Below are 20,080 nucleotides of genomic sequence, written 5' to 3' on the forward strand. Positions count from 1 at the left end.
TTTAGAAGTCTAAGCCCAGGCTAAAAGTGTAAATGGGAGTCAGTGGATAGCGGCCGTAGTCAAGCCCGATCGCCTGATTACCAGGACTGGAATCCCTGGATACATAAGCACCTACTTCCGGATCAAAACCTGTATATTTCGTAAAAGTGAGCACATTTTGTGCTCCGACGGATACCCTGGCAGCACGCACAACTTTTTGCTTCGACATCAATGAGGAAGGTACATTGTAGGTCAGCGAAACATTTTTTAGTCTGATAAATGAGCCGTCTTCTACCCATTTGTCTGTGTGCCTGTTGAAATTTCCGTTAGGCCCGTTGGATATGCGTGCTACGTCCGTTCCGGGATTGGCCAGCACTACTTCACCGCTCTCAGTGGTGATGGGCTTGGCGTAATCCATGGCGCCTACCAGCAGGTTACGGCTCAGGTTAATGTTGCTTGCATTGGTATTGAGCTTAGCCAGATAATTGTAAATGTCATTGCCGTAAGTACTGGTAAATAGCAAGCTGAGATCAAATCCTTTATAGGAAAATGTATTGGTGAAGCCGGCAAACAGTTTTGGCCAGGGATTACCAATATTGGTCAGATCATTTTCGTCAATCTTGCCGTCACCATTGATGTCCTTAAATTTCACGTCTCCCACCCAGATGTTATCGATATTCGTTGGCAACCTTTGTCCATTGTTATCTACCGGGACGGCACTGATTTCAATTTCAGCTACATTTTGGAACAGACCTTCCTCCACATAACCACGGAACAACCACGGCGCCTGCCCCACCTGTGCACGCTGTGTCCAGTCTTGCATCCACCATGAGGTACGGTCTACAAATGCATTATCAGAATAGAAAGATTTGATCTTGGTTTTGAAACTGGAAATATTCAGGTTAGTTTCCCATTTGAAGCCACCCCTGTTCATGTTCACAGTGTTGATGGTAAAGCCAAAACCCTTGTTTTGCAAAGCGCCGATGTTGACTGTCGGAGAGCTTACAGCGCCAGTCCCATTGGTTCCCATATACCAGGGCAGCGGTTTCTCCATCAACAGGTTGTCAGTATCCTTGATGTAATAGTCAAACTCAAACTGAATCCTGTTGTCGAGCAATGCCACATTGACACCGAAATTGTTGGTCTTCGTCTCCTCCCATTTCAAACCCTGGTTACTGTATTTAGTAGGTAAAAAACCGGTAGATGTAGGCGTTGCCCCAGTCCCCATGGGTGAATAAATTCCACCACCTCCCTGGTTTCCGGTCACACCCGTCTCAAAACGCAGCTTCAAATCGCTGATAAAAGGTACATTAAAGAATGACTCCTGTGACACACGCCATGCAGCGGAAACAGATGGAAAAACACCCCATTTATTTTCCTTACCAAAGTTGGCAGATCCATCACGTCTCACTGTTGCCATCACAATGTATCGATCCGCATAATTGTAATTCAATCTTCCCAGATACGATTCCATTGCCCATTCGCCAGATCCACCTGAATTGCTGGAGGTAAGCGCATCTCCGGCGGCAATATCAAGTATATCATTGGTTAAAAAGCCGGTCCGGGTCGCGCCTACATTTTTATAGGTAGAAGCCTGTGCCTCGTGGGTGACCATTACATTGATACTGTGCTTGCCCAGCTGTTTGTTGTATTCCAGGAGCTGATTCCAATTGTAATAGGTATTCGTCCCTGTTACATTATTCAGTGAGGCAAAAACGTTTCTTGCCCAGCCAATAGCGTAAGTAGGTACGTAGTAGGTTGAATTTGAAAACCCGAGATTAGTGTTAAAAGAAGTCCTGAAATTAAGACCTTTTATAATCTCAATGCCAAGATTTAAGCCACCTAAGAACTGTCGTCTAACCAGTTTGTTCGTGGTTAGATTTGCGATCGCAATCGGGTTCACCGGCGCGAATTGGTTGGCACCATTGTTCTCATCTCCCCCGCCCCACGATCCGTCCAGATTTCTTACCGGAACTTGGGGTGTAAGCTGCAATGCGCTAGCTATTACGTTTTCCTGACTTGTAGTGAGGTTATCATTGGTTTGATTAAAACTAAGATTCGCGCCGATCGTCGCCCATTTTCTTGGTTTGTTATCCAAATTCAATCTGAATCCGTATCTATCAAAACCCGAGCCTAAGGCAACACCATCTTGTTTTAAGTATTCGCCCGACAGATAATAAGTCGTTTTCTCATTTCCCCCGCTCAGGCTTAACTGATGCTTGTTCATCGGTGCGCTTTTGAAAAGCTCCTTTTGCCAATCCGTTCCCGGACCCAAAAGTGATGGATCCAGAAATTCTCCCGGTGTATCTCCACCTGCGATCGCATGGTATTCACCCACCATTTGCGCATATTGTGACATATTCATCACCTTCATAGCTGATGGTGGCGTTTGCAGGCTATATTGATAGCCATAGGAAATTTTGGTATCACCTGCCTTTCCTCTTTTGGTCGTAACGATTAAAACGCCGTTGGTAGCGCGCGAACCATATATTGCTGTTGCAGACGGACCTTGTAGTACTTCAATGGATTCAATATCAGCCGGATTTAAACCTGCAAGCGGATTCGAAGAGCTTTGTGCGCCGTAGGAGGCAGACTGCCCGGGAATTTGCACGCCATCGACTACATACAATGGCTCATTGCTCCCGCTGATCGAATTTACCCCCCGGATATTCACAGAAATGCCACCGCCGGGTTGTCCCGAATTCTGTGTAACATATACACCCGCAGCCCGACCCTGAATAGCCTGTTCAATGGTCGTGTTCACTGTTTTCTCAATGTCCTTGGCAGACACCGATGTTTGTGCTGTGGTCAGATCGGCGCGCTTCATTTCGCCATAACCAACAACAACGACCTCTTCCAAGGCTTTGTCATCCACTAGGAGCGTTACATTAATGGAACTTTGCACACCAATGGGCACTTCCTTTGATAAATACCCGACAAATGAGAATATCAGCACCGAGCTATTTGCCGGAACCGTAAGCGAATATTTACCGTCCGCACTCGTAGTGGTACCTTGCGTAGATCCTTTGATCACGATGCTGACCCCCGGAAGCGGTTCTCCTTTGTCGTCGACCACTTTCCCGGTCACATCAATGGCCGACAAGGTGCTTACAGCTGTTTTGTAGGAGCCTACTCCTGAGGTCATCTTGTTATGTCCATCGGCATTTACCTGCATCACAGCCACCAAAATGAGGCAGGCTGTTGTCCTGGTAAATTTTGTTACTTTAAAATAAAGAGGTGGCACCCTCCTGGCCATAGCCGAGGCATGGCTATGTTGACTTAGTAAAGCATGTTTCATACTATTTCAGTAATTGGGTTTAATATTTCATGATAAATTCTCTCGAAATTCCTGGCGGTATTTATTTCATAGTCTTTTACTGCATCCGGCCAAAGATTTCAGTGGGGAAGTGACCACTTCGGAGGCTAATCCGAAGTGGCTATTTGGCTAAACAGCATGATTTGCTTCGCTTTGATACATGTAGGCTAAGGGCCTCTAATAAGATGGGCTATTTGCCATAAATATTTTTTAGATCACTTTCAAACAATGTGTATTCATCGTCAAAAAACTTCTTGAAATCCGGCACGGCAGCATGTCCCGGAAAGGGTGCATAGTAATGCGTCGGACTTTTGGTATCGTTACGCCAGACAAGAACATAAGCCAGATTCAACTTATTCGTTTGTAACACTTTAAGCAAAACATCGGTATACCAAACAGGGTTAACAATGGATTCCAGACCAGTCTCGGTCATGGCGGCAAGCTTTTTGTTTTCCAGTGCAAAATCGTTTACGATTTTGAGTTTTTTGATCGCCTGTTTCAAATCGTATTTGCCGTCGCGCCCCATGTCTCCATAATTATCCATTCCAACCAGGTCCACCCAGTTGTTCCCCGGATAACGCTCCGTAAATTCTGCAACGGTGTTGAATTTGTTATCCGGAGAAAACGCGTAAATCAGATTATGTACATCCAGACTGTCCCGCAGATAACCAGCTGTAAATTGCCACAATGACTTGAACTCATCCGGCGTACAATGCGCTTTACCCCACCAGAACCAATCTCCGTCGAACTCATGATAAGGTCTGAAAATGAGTGGGATCTGCTCCCCGTTCGCGCCTTTCAAACTTTTGAACCATCCTGCAAGACCTTGCAGAATAACCTTATAATCCTGATGGTTTTTACCTCCCGGAATAATGTATTTAACAGCTGGCAATGACACCGAATCCTTCCAGTAAAAATCATCGCCCGATACCGGATTGGAAAAATGCCAGGAGATTGTCGTAATGCCACCACGAGCGTAGGTATCGGTCACCAATTTTCTTAAACGCGCTTCACTTTTTTGAATTGATTCCTTGGACCTGCCAGTCAATGGCGCAATATCTACACCCACTACCGCCGGATGTGAGCCAACCACCGACCTTACATCCGATCTTCCTGGCTCATCACGCCAGCCGTGCCCGTAATCGGTAGCGTCTTGATGGCCAAAAAGCGTATGTTTTTTGGCTAAATCATGCATATTCCTATAAAGTGCAGTTGTCTCTTTCGTCGCCTTTGGATCAATCAGTTTTTGAGCCCAAGCCATCGATCCTGACACCATCATCAGTGCCGCCAACGCGATTGCTATTCTGTTTGTTTTGAAATTAAAATGCATTTGAAATAGGTATTACTGTATCGAAATGAACTGGAAAGGCAATTGGTTTTGGCATTATGCCACATCACAAATACCAATAGCCTGTTTTAAAGATGCGATGTCATCCTTGCGGCTGGGCACAAATTCCTGTCCGACAAATCCCTTATAGCCAGTGGCTACAATAGCCTTCATAATAGCAGGGTAATACAACTCCTGAGTTTCGTCAATTTCATTTCTTCCCGGCACGCCGCCAGTGTGGTAATGCGAAATGTACTTGCTGTATTTTTTGATGGTGGCAATCACGTCACCTTCCATGATCTGCATGTGGTAGATATCGTACAGCAATTTGAATTTTTCAGATCCTACCATATCACACAGACCTGCTCCCCACGAAGTGTGGTCGCACATGTAGTCTCTGTGATTTACCTTGCTGTTGAGCAGTTCCATTACCAGCGTCACATTGTGTTTCTCTGCAAGCGGCATGAGTTTTCTTAGACCAACCGCACAATTTCTCATGCCATCCAGATCGCTCATTCCACGGCGATTTCCTGAAAAACAAATGATCTGATCATAACCTGCTTGCTGTACCCTTGGTATGATATCTTCAAAACCCCTGATGAGCTCGTCATGATTGGCCGGATCGCAAAAACCTTTATCCAGACTTCTTGTCAATCCTTCTCCCCAGGGCAGGGCGCAGGTTAAGCCCATTTTTTTCAGAACCGGCCATTCCGCAGGACCGCACAATTCTATGGACGTGATGCCCAGTTTTTTCACTTCTTCTGCAAAGGTTTCGAAAGGAATTTTGTCATAACACCACCTGCATACAGAATGCATTATCTGTCCGTTCAAGACTGGTACAAACGCTTTTTCATTTGCGCCCCAAACGTCGGTCATTGTCAGGGGCATGCTCAACAAACCTGCTCCGGTGGCCATCGTTTTTAAAATAGAACGTCTGTTTTGATCAATCTCCATTAACTAAATATGTTTTTATAAATCTGAATACGCCGACATTTATTGTCGCATTTACTTCTAAGTGAGATCTTTATACAAGCTGTCAGTGGCCGTAACAGCGAAAGCGCCTGGCTTAGAACTCTTAAAACTGAAGCAACTGCCGGGGATTAGGAAATAGAATTTTTTCTTGCAAAAATAGGACGGAACTCCATGAGGATGGATTATGGAAAACCCTACTTTTTTAAAATTTAGGGTTTTCCCTTAAAGTCAGTTCAAGTGTGCTGAGAGCAAGCCCGCCAACGAGGCGTGTTATAAAAATCCCACAAATCTTCAATTCAGGTTTCTGCATTAATACGACTCAATAACTCCTTGACTGTGAATCACATGCGCAATTGAGTGCATCTTCGGATTCCTCGTTTTAATTAGTGTGCATTGAATGTACGATTGGCAATTCTTTCATTTACGGCACGAACGATTCGCAACCAGTTGAGAAAATTATGTAGCTTCATGCAGAAAAGATTGCATTGTATGAGCGGATGTTGAGAGAGAGGGATGAGATGATGGAGCGGTTGGTCAGAAATCAATAAATTAAAATAAACATTTGAAGCTACGTTATGGCTCTGCGAGACCTAATAGATGACCTAAATCACAAATTGACTTCCACATCGTTGGGAATCGGGCGCATTTCAGATCTACGCAGCGTGGCTTAATGCTTGTGTAACACAACTCCATCGATTACTTTCTCTGAGAACCCTCAAGTTTAGCATAGCCTGAGCTCCTTTGGGGGTCCACCGCTGTCCACTACGCTTCATTCTTGTTTGTATGACGGTCCTATGCGCGGCTTCCATCGGGCCGTTCCCTATCATAAGTCCTTGACTGCGAAACGACTTATAATCCATTCTATCAACGTTATTTTTATAGTATTCCAGAAGCTTTGTTCGTTGTTTCCTCACGTTTTTTGACAGCTTTCTAAGCTTCGCTATATTATCCAGAACATTCTGAGCAGAACCTTCCAGCAGCTCGCTTTTTTGAGCTTTAACCCATTTTTCGCGTCTGGCTATGTCCGTAAAATGTGAGTTTGCAAAGTCTGTTAAGTGTTCCACTGCATGATAGTAATCTAGAATGTGGGTTGCATTGGGAAATCTATTAGCCAGGTAGTTATGTATCCATTGTGCTCCATCTGTAATAAATACCAATCGGTCTTCACAATCTTTATAAGTGCCTAAGCTGGCTTCAAACTTGGGAATAAAATGGTTATAGGAACCTAAATGGCCGCTGTAAAAAGACTCGTCAAGTTTATAACGTATATTGCCTTGCTCTTTTGTGCCATTTTCTAATTTGCAATCCTCTCTGAAAATACGGCCGAGCTTGACCTCCTGCCAACCTTGATCCATTTGAATCATGCTCCCATCCATTGAAGCATATACCCTTTCAGTGCTGTTCAACTTCTGATGTTTGATCTCAGCCATTACATCTTCAGCAACTGCATTACCCAAGTAATCAGTTACTCTATATAACTGACTTTCAGATATATTAATACCCAATAAAGCATTTAATAATTCATTTGATTTTGAGTACACATCGCTCACCCCGGCGAGTGCCATCAAATTTTGAAGATAGGGACTTATGAAAAAGCCGTTCGTTTTGGCCTTGTAACGATGTGTTTTGGACAGCTCTAATCTACCGAATCGGGTTTGACAGAAGTTTTTTTTCGCTTATCAGTAGACGTGCCCTTTTTTAAACTAGCCTGCATCACTTGCCCACCCAACTCCGTCCATGCTTTTATGAAACCTTCCTCGTAGGCATAGAAGGTCTTTTCTGACTGTAAACCAGTTAATTTATCATAGTGAGCATCTACCAATGCATGTAATTCTTCGCGGGTCATATCTGTAAAATTACTCGTTTTATTGAAAAGACCGCCTACTTGAGATCATACTTTAGGAGTTTCAAATATTTCAGCGTTAAGAAACTTTCGAAGCGAACTTTTGAAATGCGCCCGGTTAGGCAAATGTTTGCAGACGATTACAATCGAGAATCTGACATTTTAAAAACTGAATTTAATTTTATTCGAATAGGTTGCTTTGGAAGTGCTTCTCTCTACGTCATTCTTGACATGAATGTCTCCGAATTTCCTCACAACCTATTCCTAGACTTGGACGGGAATTTTATTTATCATAAAAGACCCATCGCGAATATTATTTCGACAGAGTGGTATTTAAGCAATTCTAGCAGAACAAAACTTACTCGAGATTTTACAAAATCAATTTGGATACCCACCGAGGGTGGAGATCTTGCAATTTCAATATTGTTTCAGAATTTAGAGGGAACGCTCACTACTGAGAGGTTTCATATCGAGCAAACTTTGGCTATTAAGTCGCCAATTTCGTCCGAGATGAACATTTTGGTAAGTCATGGAACAAATGAAATTGCTATTAATCAGGCAATATATCCAAACGAGAGTCCGAAACTGAATGTGTCACCCATTCTTGGTACAGGAAAAATTCTCATTCTCTTTGTTTGCCATTCGGGATCAATAAGATCAACTCCATTTGAAAATAGCGTATCTACATTGGTAAAGAAATTTCTTTCAGAAGGATATGTATCAATTATAGCACCATTTTGGTCTCTGCATATAGATATTCCGCCAATATGGTTACCCAAGTTATTAGAAGAACTTAATAAAGGCGAAAGCCTTGCTCATGCCGTGCATCAGGCAAACCTTGTGGTCTTCGATAGTTTTCCAACAATTGCCGCATGGGCTTGTCTACATTTATATGGAGATCCTCACATTACATTGGAAACTAATTAAGACTCAAAATTCACAGATATAAGAACACTATTTCGAAAGACATTCGTGTTCAGATCGGCTAGATTCAAGAGCGTATTCAGATGCTGTTACTCCGATAGATTGGTCGCATCATCTGGGTAGTTGCCGGCCATTATGCATTCCGCAATACCTTCTTTCAACTTGTTTTCATTGTAGTAAAAAGTGCCGCGGATTGATGTTCCAGCCATTGGAAACTTCAAGAATACCTAGCACGCGGCTGGCATTGTTCAATAAAAGCATCTTGAACTCTTCAATAAATTCGAGTGCCATGGGGCTTCACCCTGTCAGAGCTTACCCTGAACGATCTGAACATTCCTGACGATTGCTTCTTCTACTTTTTCCGGATGATGGGAACAGATATACAATCCTACAAAGAGTTGGGTAGGTAGGTCAGGCATGCGATGCGAACCGACGGTCTGTAAGGCTTCCCCTTTTTTTGCTACGCGCATGGTATACGCATTGCCCTTGCGCTCAACCTGGATTGTCTGAATATTTTTTTGGGAACTAAAAATTTCGTCTTCCGGATCACGCATTGCCATGCCCTTTTTTACTCGCCACTGCAATACGGTCAGGCCATCGCCATGCGCTACGGCACTGATGTGCGCGGCATCCTCGGTCAGTGATTCACGAACCATCCAGCCTACTTTTCGATGCGGATCTGTACCGGCTCCTTCAAACTCAAAATCGGCAGTTACAGTGAAATCACCACTTATTTTTTTGAACAGAAACTGAAATTCATCCCGTGCAAACCAGATGTTGTATCCCGAACCAAGGAGCCTGTATTCCCTGGTCGACGCGTTGTAAATCGATGAGCCGGCCAGTTTAGGCTTGCCAATATCCTGGCTATGCTGGAAAACACCAATTGGTTTGTCGGCGGTGAAGCTGATAGAAATCCCAATGGCTGCGATAAAGAGAAATAAATTTGCTGTACGCATGAATCAAAAAATATTTATTAACCAACTGTGCTGTATTGAATAAACTAACCCACTTCCCGAAAGCATCCAGCTCCCGTGAAGTGGGTTAATCAAAGGACACAATGGATCAGTATCCCGGGTTTTGTATCAGTTCCTGGTTGGTTGCAATTTGTCGTTGCGGGATCGGCATCAAGTCTTTCCCGGGCGGCACTGCAATACCGTATCGTTCTTTTACGTAGTTGGCTTGCTCACCCGACCGGCGGAGTAAAAACCACAGCGAGAATTCACCCGCCAGCTCGTGCCGGTATTCTTCCAGCATAATTTTCATGACGTCCGTTCCGGCGGCAGCGCCAAGACCAGCGCGTTTCCGAATTTGTCCATTGATGATAGCCAATGCACCGGCAGCATTACCGCTTTTGAACAGGGCTTCGGCTTTACTCAGCAGCACCTGCCCGTAACGCATCAGAATCAGGTTTTGGCCACTAAAAATGTAAGCGGGATTACCTGAATTCCCCGTTGCAGCAGGGTCACGCCAGGTTTTCGTACCATAGTAGCCCGACCGTAGTCCGTCAGATCCTTTCCACGGTTTCGCAACGGTTCCCAACGTGTTCATGCCAGGGTAGTTTTGTTTTACCAATGGGTAATCACTGATCCTGATTGCCGGACTAGGATGCACATCGCCGGGACCAAGGACGGTTGATAACTTCCGTGTGTCACCCACTTCAAACGAGTCATACAGCCTTTTATCGGCGAATGAGTATCCAAACTGCGAAACCTCTTCCGGCATTCCGAAGGTTGCCAACCAGTGGGAGTCGTTTGCATGGCCCCAGGTCATATCGCTGCCGGCAATGTACTGAATCTCAAAAATAGACTCTTTACCGTTTTGATTATTGAACTCATGTATGTTGACAAACTTATCTTCCAGTTGGTATTTACCGGTTAATTGCTCATACGTAGCGGCAGCGTCGGCGTACTTCTTTAACCACATCTGGGCATCACCAAGGTAAGCCAAAGCTGCACCTTTGGTAGCCCGCCCAACATCCGCAGCGGCCAGATCCTGCCGCCAAGGCAATAAGTCGGCAGCTGCTTTCATATCTGCGGCAACGGCGGTAAAAACTTCATCCTGCGTATTCCGGGGATGACGACCATCGTCTGTAACAGTCTGCAGCTCCAATGGAACGCCACCAAAATTGGAAGCCAGGTAATAGTAAAAAACACCTCTCAAGAATAACGTCTCACCCTTCAGCCGGTTGGCCAGCGAGTCCGAAATCACCTTGTTGGTTCTCATATTTTCAATGATCGGAATGGCTGAGTTAGCGCGTGCAACGCCCTGATAGGCTCTGGACCAGAAAATATTCAGCGCGTCAAAACCGGTGGGGACTTCATACGTTTCAAAGAACGTATCGGCTCCAAAGTTTTTGAAGTCCTGTGAAAGGAAATTGGCCTGATACCACAACGCTTTCAGCGTAAAATCAACATCGTGAAACGTATCATAGATCCCCGTCACCAGGGCAATGCCGTCTTCCGGCTTTTTGAATAATGCGTCTTCCGTGATGCCCTGCGTATTTTTTTGTTCAAGGAACGATTCCTTACAGCTTATCGGCAACAGTATCACGGCCAGAAAGCCGAGCCGACCTATTGTTTTATATAATTTCATATTTTTTTTATGTATTTTGATGTAGACTAAAACTGCACATTGAGACCTAGTGTAAAGAAGCGTGAGGTTGGGTAATTGCCCACATCAACACCTTTCACCGTCGCGCTCGTGCTGCCGTTGTTCGGATCGCTAACTTGCCCGATTTCAGGATCTAAGCCTGTGTATTTGGTAAACGTAACCAGATTCTGCCCGCTTACATATAACCGGATCCGGTTAGACGTAATCTTACGTACCAATGTAGCTGGCAGCGTGTAGCCGATTTGCAGGTTCCGCAATCGCAGAAATGACCCATCCTCTACATAGGCGTCCGACACCCGCGTATTACCACTTTTATCATCCCGGACAGCACGCGCGTAGGTCGTTGAGGGATTGGTTTCTGTCCAGCGGTTCAAATAAAACTCTTCACTGACGTTCTCCACGCCCACACCGCCACTGGTGGCCAGACTTTGCAGATTCCTTTTCGCATAATTCAGAATGTCGTTGCCGACAGACGCATACCAGAACATGGAAACGTCGAACTGTCCATATGAACCATCGAAGTTTACACCCCCAAAGAATTTCGGAATCGGGCTGCCAATGATCACCCGGTCATCGTCAGTAATACGATCATCGCCGTTGATGTCGACAAACCGCCTGTCACCAGGTGCGGTAGATGATGCCTGATAAAAAGTACCAGCGCCATTTTTAGCAGCTGCGGCCGCATTGAGCGCATTGATTTCTTCCTGAGCCTGAAAGATTCCTGCTGATTTGAAGCCATAGAAAGCTCCCACCCGGCCGCCGACCTGCGATTGGGTAAACGTCGTCCAAAGATTGCCTCCGTAGGTCGGAAACCCCAGATCAGAGAAGTTACCGACTGAGGTAAGTCCGTCAGCAAAGCTTAGAATCTTATTGCTTACCGTAGTTACGTTTGCATTAATACCCCATTTGAAAGGTTTGCTCGACTCACGGTATTCTAAACCCAATTCCAAACCACTATTACGAATGCTACCCACGTTACGAGTGGCAGTGCTGAAACCTGTTTGGCTAGGTACGTTCACGTTCAGCAGGAAACCACTTGAGGAGCGCACGTAGTAATCAGCCGTAAAGTTGATACGGCCATTAAGGAAAGAGGCGTCCAGACCAATGTTCGACTGCGTCTGGTTTTCCCACGTTAAATTCGGATTCGGCAATGCGCTCAGGACAAGTCCATCGTAATACGTTTTCGTTTGCCCAAACACATAACCCCGGTTGTCGTTCCGGCTGCTTCCTGAACTGTAGATGCCCTGGTACTGAAACAGACCGATGTTCTGATTTCCCGCTTTTCCCCAACTACCGCGTAGCTTTAAGTCACTCAGCGCATTCACAGAAGCAAGGATAGGTTCATCTTTCAAACGCCACGCTACGGACAGAGACGGAAATACACCGTATTTGTTACCCGGACCGAAACGTGATGAGCCATCCCGACGCACGGTACCGGTAATGATGTAGCGATCAAGCAATTTATACGTCAGACGCCCGAACTGAGATGCCAGTGACCAGGTTTGCTGATTGCCATACGGTATTACAGTCTGAATGGAACCCACATTGCGCAGTTCGTCGCTAATGAGTCCCGAGCCGCTGGCGCCACTCTGGCGAAACGTATTTTCCTGAGCCGACACCCCGCCCACAAAATCGATGGAATGGATGCCAAATGTCTTGCTGTAAGCGATTGTGTTTTCCCACAACCACTCTGCCGTGTTGCTGGCATTCTGAGAATAAAAGGCCAATGGTGGCGTCAGTAAACGGTTGTTTGTCGGCGTGAAATAATAACCAGATCCATCGCTGGTATTCCAGCCAAAGTTTGTTTTCAGTCGCAAACCGGCAATAGGCGTTATTTCCAGATAAGTAGTGGTCAAAAGGTTATTGGACTCCTGCTCGCGATCGGTGGTTTCCAGATCAGCAATAACATTGGTACTTCCGGAAACCGCCGTGGCACCTTTGGTGTAGTAGCCATAATTCCCATTGGCATCTTTTACCTGGTCCGTCAACGGATTGCCCGTCATTGTAGGTACAAGTTTGGTCAGGTTACCAACGCCATTCTGGCCCGAGCCAAAACCAACGAAACCACCCGTGCGGGTATACTTCACGCTGGTGGAGACTTTGATCCATTTGGCAGGCGTGTAATCCAGGTTTAGGCTACCATTATAACGCTTGAAATTCGAAAATTTAATTGTTCCCCGCTGGTCAAAATAACCCAGCGAAAGCGACGTCTGCACCTTTTCACTGCCACCACGCAGGGCAAGATTATAGTTTTGCCTATAGCCCGTTTGGTACACTTCTTTCTGCCAGTCGATGTTCCGGAGTGTCGATGGATTGCGCCATTCTGGCAAGACCGGATAGGACTCCTTGTCAGCGATCTCGGTGGCAAACGAGGCAAAATCCTGCGCATTCAGTACTTTATATAATTCTGGAATCGCCTGCACCGATCCGTAGGCATCAAATGAAACTTGCAATGCGCCCTGCTTGCCGCGCTTGGTTGTCACAATAACAACGCCGTTCGAAGCCCGGTTACCGTAAATGGCCGTGGCCGACGCATCTTTGAGAATTTCCATCGACGCAATATCATTGGGATTCAATGTATTGAGACCGCCAGAGATAGGATATCCATCTACAACGTAGAGGGGCGAGTTATCGCCAAACGTACCCGTTCCACGAATTTGCACAGAAACACCACCACCCGGCGAACCATCGTTATTCGTCACCTGAACCCCTGGTGACCGGCCCTGAAGTGCCTGATCCAGGGTAGTGACCGGCACTTTTTCAATCTGTGCCGCACTAACTGAACTGATCGCCCCGGTAATGTCTTTCCGCTGTTGTGTACCATAACCAACCACGACAACTTCGTTAAGCGCTTTGGTGTCAGGAACCAGATCGACATCAATCACTGACTTCGTGCCCACCGCACTATCCTGACTGGTGTAACCCACGCTACTGAATACCAGCGTCGCCATATTATCCCGAACGGTGATCGTATACGTACCGTCAGCACCAGAGACGGTACCCGTGGTGGTGCCTTTAACGGTGATGTTCGTACCTGGCACAGCACTAGCCCCCTTACCCTCGGTTATCTTACCGGTAATCTGCCTATCCTGGGCAGCGGCTGTGCAAACAGTCAGCGCGATCAGAAAAAGTGAACCTAACGTCAGTATTTTACACCGCTTGGTTCTGTCAATTAATACAGTTTCTTTCATATTGAGATTTAGAATTGAGTTGGGAATACGAGATAAGATTTTCACCTACCTGAACCAAAGCGTCAGGATCGCTAGTTAAGGTTTGATGATTTTTACGGTTAAAGACTCAGTGAGCGTGCTGACACGTAGTAAATAAATTCCGGTGCTTTTGCCCAAAGGCAGTATCTGACGCTCGATTTCAGCGGCTTGATCTATCTTCTTTTCAAATACAGTTATGCCATTTACCGTAGTTAACGACATCCACACCGAAGCTCCGGCCACACCCCGAATGTCCACCTGAACATTTTCTCCAACTACCGGATTTCCAAGCACTGAAACCTGTAAAGAAGTCACTTTTTGATCAGCTGCTAAACGTGCGTTGCTCAACGCGGCTGGTTCGGCACCGAATACCAAGTGACTTTTGTAATAGACTGTCACATGACTATTTGTATCCATTGCTGCCGCTGGCTTGTATGAATAGTCGTTGCTCTCGTTAAATTTCGACCAGTCTGCCTTGGCAATCCGGTACTGAATGTTGCCTGTATTGCTTGCCGGGTATAGCATGCCCACTGATGACTTGACATTTAGTTGGAGATAGGTATCGCTTTTACTTCGGTTCAAATTCCGCACAAACTGACCCGTTACGTTCGCATTACCCAGCTTAGCATAATCGGTGAAAAAATTCAGACTCTGCGTTCCTTCCGCCGTAAACCAGTAACGCACCGAAACATCCCCGTAGAAAATGGGTACATTACCCTCGTTAACGATGCTCACGAATGTGTTGATCGAGTTATTATTCGTCGCACTGTTCCGGTTCTGGGTCAATACTTTCAGTTTCACCACCGACGGAACCACATCGGGTTCAATACCCCATATCAACTGCGCTATACCGTCCGTACCAGTTCGGTATAATGTGATGCGGTTGTTGAGGGTAAAATTCGTTGCTGCCTGATATGAATAGTCGTCTGTCTCGCTCAGGTTCGTATAATCACTGTTCACAAAACGTGACTGGATGATGCCGGAAGTACCAACCGCCAGATTACCTGCCGACGGATCGAAGCTGTATTCAATATACCCGGTAGCGCCATTTCGCGGATTTGGCAGGGCTACATAGCTGGTTTTGATTTTACTGCCGCCGAGTTGGGCGTAATCAATGTATGCATTAATGCCTGCGTAATTTTCAGCCGTAAACCAGTACCGGACCGTAAGCTCACTATATGGAACTGGCGTTGATCCTTCATTGACCAGCATCAAATTAGGCCTAATCACAGAGTTGTTGGCCTTACCTTGGTCGGCATCCTGATATTGGACTTTTAGTGTAACGGGTGGCCGCCAGTTTGGAAGTTCATCCCGCGTGATCACATCATTATCCTCGTATACCGATTTCAACTGATCAATCGGCTGCTTTTTGATGTAGTCATTTCCCGTCCATACTGCAAACCATGACCACCAGGTAGCAAATCCACGAATTTTGTCGGGGTTTGGCAAATTACCCGTTTCGGTTAATGCTACCAGTTTTTTGCCGTTGAACAGGTCTTGTGCATTCGCCCAGTTGCCACTCAGATTGGCTGTTGGGTCTGCATAAATATCTTCGCCAACAATATCCACGTATTGATCGCCAGGGTACCAGTCGGGGTTGATCGTATCCGTACCTGTATATACCCAGATCAGGTTATGCAACTGGTGGTAATGGGTCAGTCGATTGTACATCAATTGCCAGAGTTCCTTGAACGGACTCGCCCCTTTCGCTCCCCACCAGAACCAACCGCCCGGCGCTTCGTGCAGCGGGCGCCATAGAATGGGTACATCAGCTGCCTGAAATTTTTTGAGCTGCAGGGCAATGACATCAATGTCACTGACTAGCAGTTGATAACGGGCGCCATTTTTATCGGCCAAGGCAGCCGCCAGATCGAAAGTCGTCGCCTCGGTATAGAATCCCCGCCACCAGAGTTGATCAGGTGCTTTATTGATCAGATCGGTCGGCGCGTTCCAGTGCCACAGCAGACTGATGATCCCACGGCCTTCACCTTTCTTTGCCCAGTCAATAATTGCTTCGCTGCTACGCATGGGCGAAGTGCCGAACTGAACCCGGCTGGGCGAATAGTCCATCAGGTCGAACGAACCAATAGCCGGTTCTTTGCCCGTTTTTTCCAGGACATATTCAACATCATCCTGTTGGCCTGAAAGCACTTTACTGCCATATTGATCAACCAGATAAGAAAACAATCCCTTTGTTGACAACGTAGCCTGTGCATCGACCAGCATTTTTGAAGGCTTGACTGGCAGGGAGGCCGTTGCTGGCTTCAGCTGCATGTAGTCTATATCAAAGTATCCCCAACCTCTGTAGATAGTGATGGTATTGAGTCCGGTGGTCAACAGGAATTTCCCGACACCTGATTGGCTAAATCCCCCCAATGTTTGTTTCAATGTACTACTTCCTTTTTCATCATTCACCTGAAAGTCAACCCCTTTGTCGCCACTGGGTGACGCATAGCCAAAAGACAAATCATACAGTCCCGCGGTGGCATTAAATGTTATACTTACCTGATCCGTCGCATTATCGAAGCCCGTTACGTAGCCGGTTCCTGAAAAACCGGCATTGGTGCTTGACACTTCCACGCCCGTCAGATCGCCAGCTTCGGCCTCAGCCCGCCCATTGATCAGCGGAACCACAGTCGGTGGCTTAACCGAAGCGGGTGTTAGCTCAATAAAGTCAATGCCGTAGTAACCCCAGTTCTTGTGGATCGTGATGGTGTTCTGTCCGTTCAGCAGTTGAAACGAACCTATCACGGCAGCTCCGAAATTCGTATTGGTTAATTTTAAATCGTGTTCGCTGCTGGCACCGTTCACTGTCAGCCGGGTCTTTTTATCGCCGTAAGGTGAGTAATACCCAATCGTGAGTTGGTAACTACCAGCAGGCGCGGAAAAGGTGAAAACCATGTTGTCGCCTCCGTTGCTGTCATCATCGAAGCCCCAGGCATAGCCCGTTCCGGAATAGCCAGGTTGATCCTGAACAATCTGCACGCCATTGAGGGTCACACCCTGAGATGCTTCGGCTTCCAGTTTAATTGGATCAGCACCAAATACCGTTGTGCTAATGCTCAATAAAGCGATAAAACAAATAGCGATAGTAGCTGCCAACAATCGAAATGTTGACACAAAACCATTTAGTAAAAGTGTTTGCATACTCTTGTGAGGCAAAGGATAGGAATAGCCGAAATAGAATTTTACTTAGCAAAAGTAGGACGTATCGGATTGAAGATACATTAAGGAAAACCCTACTTTTTTAAAACTTAGGGAAAACCCCAGGTAAGGAAGCAGGAATCAGTTCCTACGTTCAGTTTAGAAAGAGATGATTTTTTACGGGATGTTGGTCTTACTTTGGACCACGGATCTCATAGGAAGGATTCGGTATCGGCTTCTGCAATCACAATGCTGGTACATGTTTAAATCACGAACAACCTCTGCTATGCAAGCGCTTCTATTTTTTGTAACTTTTGCATGGGCAACGAAATCATAACGGACGTTCCTTTCCCGACTTCTCCTTGCCACATTACATGGCCTCCAAGGTAGGCAATGCGAGACTTAATGTTGGCGATGCCACTTCCTTTTGATAGCAGATTATCGAAATCAGCCCCCAGGCCATCGTCATCTACGCTAATCAATGTTGTCTCTTCATTAACCATCAGCTGAACCGTTACTACCCGGGCGTGTGCATGTTTCAGCGCGTTATTAAGCAACTCTTGCACTACACGGTAAATCATGACGGCAGCTTCATCGCCCAAAGGTGGAATGTCGCCATAATGGTCTAAAATAAGCTTTGTTTTATTAACCAGATTCAGTTTCTGTACCAGATCTTCTAAGGCTGAGACAAGTCCGAATGTTGATAGCGCGTAAGGGCGCAGATTATTGGAGATCAACCGGGTTTCGGTGCAAGCTTCATCCAGAAACTGGTTTAAAGGCTGCTTGACAGATAAGGGCAGTTCTTCCTGATGCGCTTCTATGAATAGTTTAATTCGTGAAAGTTGAATTCCCAGACCGTCGTGTAGATCACGAGCAATCCGAGTTCGTTCGCCTTCCTGGCCTTCTATCATGGCACGTAGCGATTTAAGCTCCAGTTGTCGAATCTGTTGCTGGGCGATGACGGTGTGTTGGTGATCAATCAATTTTTGTTGACGCCTTAAATACGCAAGTGTAAACACGCCTATAATACTGATCAGAAAACCAATAAATAGCGCAGAATTCAATACGCTCTGGTTGCGACTTTGTTCTTCAACCAGTTGTTTTTCTACCGCCAGGGTTTTTATCTGACTATCAAGTTCCTGCAGACGAATACTTTTCGTTTGTTCAGATGCATAAAACTGCACGGTAAAATCAAGCGTTCTTAACGACCAATCGTATGCCTTTTTATAGTCGCCCATACGGGAATAGCTATCTGCCGTATGCCTTGACAATTCCCGCATCATGCCCAGACTATTCTCAGCCTTCGATAAGTTGTAGCTCTTCTGGTAGGCTTCAATAGCTGCCATACTGTGATGTCTGAATTGCTCTACCAGGCCCAGGTAAAAATGATTCAAGGCAATTAACCACTTAACCTTTAACTGATCTGAAATCATCAGACTTTGGCTGGCGAAATAGTATGCCGAATCGGGCTGTTTGGCGAGTAAGTACGTATTGGCCAGCAAACTGAGGGCATAAGCCTGAGAATAGGGTTGTTTGTACTCTATGCTAAGCTGCAAGGTTTCACGCAAGTGCGTTTTCAAACCTGATGGCATAGGTTCTACATGTTGCGCAATATTGTCCAGCCCCAATCGAGATTCTATGACTTTGGGCATATTACAGGTTCGCTCGAAATATTGCTGGGCTTTTTTCAGGTATTGCTGGGCGTAGGCATGCATAAAGTAGTCCTGAGCGTAGTAATCCCCTATGACCAGGTACTGATTAAAATATCCGAGTGAATCGCCCATCAGGCTGTAGTATTTCAAACTACTCAGGTAAGAATCCATCGTGTACTTATTGTATCCGTACTGCCGATAGTATAGTCTACCCAAGGAGTCATAAGCCTTTGCAGCCTGACTGTATTGCTTGTCCCGCACTAACAATTCAATCTGTCTTTTTAAACTACCAAAAGACGTTGTATCAGGCTCCGCCTCGACGGATTGGAATCCACCCGTCAGAATTACTACAAAAAGAAAAATGATCTGCCAACAAGATCGGAGAGAACAGCATTTCATGAGCATTACCTAAAAGGACAAAATAGAACTAATCAATCATTTGCATCTCCATAGCCGTCTTTATCAGAAGGGCTGTGTTAGGAACACCGAACTTCATCAGTAGACTACTTCGGTGGAATTCAATTGCTTTGGCGCTCACAAATAATTGGTTGGCCATCTGCTGCGTTGTTAGTCCTTGTGCGATGCGGGTCAGCACTTCCGACTCGCGGGGGCTAAGGTGTGGTCTTGCGCCAATGCCGGCCGTTGATCTTCTGGTTTTGGGGCTATCGTTCAGAAGAATTTGCGTGATTGATTCATTGAAATAATGCTGCTCACGGTAGACTGCCTGGATGGCCTGTAGCAGTTCCGTTTTTGTAGTATTCTTCAACAAATAGCCTTTCGCCCCCTTTTTCACGACCCGCTTGATGAGGCTGGCATCGTCGTGCATAGTCAGTGCTACCACTTTCGTTTCCGGATACGTTCGACCAATATGCTCACAAAGCCCGAGGCCGTCTTCAATGTAGGGAAACGAAATATCAAGTAACACGACATCGATCGCTGTCTGGTTTAATCGCTCCATAACTGACTGAACAGTATAACATCGCTCAGTCACCTCGATGTCCGGTGATCCCGAAATTAGCGACTCAATACCTTCAACAAAAACATTATGGTCATCAGCGATGAGGACTCGTATCATGGTATGTATATATACAGTATAAATTTATT

At 45.9% G+C, this 20,080-nt stretch carries 13 protein-coding genes; 1 reads left to right on the top strand and 12 read right to left on the bottom strand.

Features of this window, described 5'->3' with window-relative positions; all coding sequences use genetic code 11:
- Position 1 precedes the first annotated feature (1 nt).
- The 5 genes from DSL64_RS02440 to DSL64_RS02465 form a co-directional block, all read right to left on the bottom strand.
- Positions 2-3,277, bottom strand: coding sequence for a SusC/RagA family TonB-linked outer membrane protein (locus DSL64_RS02440; RefSeq protein ID WP_229216923.1), 3,276 nt, complete (start codon positions 3,275-3,277; stop codon positions 2-4).
- Positions 3,278-3,485: 208 nt separating this feature from the next.
- The gene (locus DSL64_RS02445; protein WP_115829040.1) at positions 3,486-4,625 is read right to left on the bottom strand and encodes a glycoside hydrolase family 26 protein; all 1,140 of its coding nucleotides are present in this window, start codon (positions 4,623-4,625) and stop codon (positions 3,486-3,488) included.
- A 54-nt stretch (positions 4,626-4,679) separates the two neighbouring features.
- A complete protein-coding gene (locus tag DSL64_RS02450) occupies positions 4,680-5,576 on the bottom strand; it encodes a hydroxypyruvate isomerase family protein (protein WP_199539315.1) in 897 nt (298 codons plus the stop codon).
- Positions 5,577-6,247: 671 nt separating this feature from the next.
- Positions 6,248-7,159, bottom strand: coding sequence for a UPF0236 family transposase-like protein (locus DSL64_RS02460; RefSeq protein ID WP_115829041.1), 912 nt, complete (start codon positions 7,157-7,159; stop codon positions 6,248-6,250).
- A gap of 71 nt (positions 7,160-7,230) precedes the next feature.
- A complete protein-coding gene (locus DSL64_RS02465) occupies positions 7,231-7,440 on the bottom strand; it encodes a hypothetical protein (protein ID WP_115829042.1) in 210 nt (69 codons plus the stop codon).
- A 123-nt stretch (positions 7,441-7,563) separates the two neighbouring features.
- Between DSL64_RS02465 and DSL64_RS02470 the strand changes: the two genes are divergently transcribed.
- Positions 7,564-8,364 carry a hypothetical protein gene (locus DSL64_RS02470; RefSeq protein ID WP_115829043.1) on the top strand — a complete coding sequence of 267 codons (801 nt, stop codon included), beginning with the start codon at positions 7,564-7,566 and terminating at the stop codon, positions 8,362-8,364.
- Between the two features lie 165 nt (positions 8,365-8,529).
- Here the strand turns inward: DSL64_RS02470 and DSL64_RS29390 are convergent, their stop codons facing one another.
- From DSL64_RS29390 to DSL64_RS02500, 7 genes are all read right to left on the bottom strand, one after another.
- Positions 8,530-8,652: an MPN domain-containing protein gene (locus DSL64_RS29390; protein WP_262512402.1), complete on the bottom strand. Its 123-nt coding sequence runs from the start codon at positions 8,650-8,652 to the stop codon at positions 8,530-8,532.
- Positions 8,653-8,666: 14 nt separating this feature from the next.
- Positions 8,667-9,317, bottom strand: coding sequence for a hypothetical protein (locus DSL64_RS02475; protein ID WP_115829044.1), 651 nt, complete (start codon positions 9,315-9,317; stop codon positions 8,667-8,669).
- 106 nt (positions 9,318-9,423) lie between these two features.
- Positions 9,424-10,953, bottom strand: coding sequence for a RagB/SusD family nutrient uptake outer membrane protein (locus DSL64_RS02480; RefSeq protein ID WP_115829045.1), 1,530 nt, complete (start codon positions 10,951-10,953; stop codon positions 9,424-9,426).
- 26 nt (positions 10,954-10,979) lie between these two features.
- Positions 10,980-14,162, bottom strand: coding sequence for a SusC/RagA family TonB-linked outer membrane protein (locus DSL64_RS02485; protein ID WP_115829046.1), 3,183 nt, complete (start codon positions 14,160-14,162; stop codon positions 10,980-10,982).
- Between the two features lie 75 nt (positions 14,163-14,237).
- A complete protein-coding gene (locus DSL64_RS02490; protein WP_115829047.1) occupies positions 14,238-17,327 on the bottom strand; it encodes a glycosyl hydrolase in 3,090 nt (1,029 codons plus the stop codon).
- Between the two features lie 281 nt (positions 17,328-17,608).
- Positions 17,609-19,375, bottom strand: a complete 1,767-nt coding sequence (locus DSL64_RS02495) for a sensor histidine kinase (RefSeq protein WP_229216924.1) — start codon at positions 19,373-19,375, stop codon at positions 17,609-17,611.
- Between the two features lie 28 nt (positions 19,376-19,403).
- Positions 19,404-20,051, bottom strand: a complete 648-nt coding sequence (locus tag DSL64_RS02500; RefSeq protein WP_115829049.1) for a response regulator transcription factor — start codon at positions 20,049-20,051, stop codon at positions 19,404-19,406.
- Between the last annotated feature and the right edge of the window lie 29 nt (positions 20,052-20,080).

This window comes from Dyadobacter luteus (assembly GCF_003383615.1).
Lineage (GTDB): Bacteria > Bacteroidota > Bacteroidia > Cytophagales > Spirosomataceae > Dyadobacter > Dyadobacter luteus.